Genomic DNA, 605 nt, shown 5'->3' on the forward strand with positions numbered 1-605 from the left:
TAATCTCACCGACTTTTATTGTCAACGTCTAGACGTCTAAATGGCTGCGTAATTTTTTGTATTTGGAGGAAAGAAAAAAGCTCATGGCATCTATCTTACTGATACCATGAGCCTTTATTGAAAGTGCATTTATAGCGACGATTTTGCTTTTTTTCGCTTAAGCAAGCCTAGGAGCATCAATGCGAACACAACCGCGGCGCTCGCCCAGATTGCGTATTTGTAGTGGCTATATAAATGGCTGAGTGCGCTGAGGTGCTCAAAAGCAAAATGCGTAAGTAAACTGAACACCAAAACCCAAATGGTGGCAGCGAGTGCGTTGCCGAGTAAAAACTCTCTGCGTGGCATTTTTGCTATACCACACGCCAGAGGCATAAATTGCTTCATCCCTTCAATAAATCGGCTGACCACCAAACAAGCAGGGCCATATTTTTGAATGGTGATTTGGAGTTTCTGCATTTTAGGGCCAGAGATGTAACCTTTTTTATCTAGCCATCCTTCAAAGTAGTAACCAAGTAAGTAACCACAAGTATTGCCCAAAAAGCAGCTGAGCCAAGATATAACCATAACCATACTCAGATTCATGACTTGTTCTGAGGCCAGAATTG

General features: G+C 42.3%; 1 protein-coding gene. It reads right to left on the bottom strand.

Going from position 1 to position 605, the window contains the following annotated elements:
- Positions 1-129: 129 nt before the first annotated feature.
- The coding region (locus R7Z77_RS26790; RefSeq protein ID WP_318137229.1) for a DedA family protein at positions 130-605 on the bottom strand (476 nt) is incomplete at its 5' end.

This window comes from Vibrio sp. 1401, assembly GCF_033340295.1.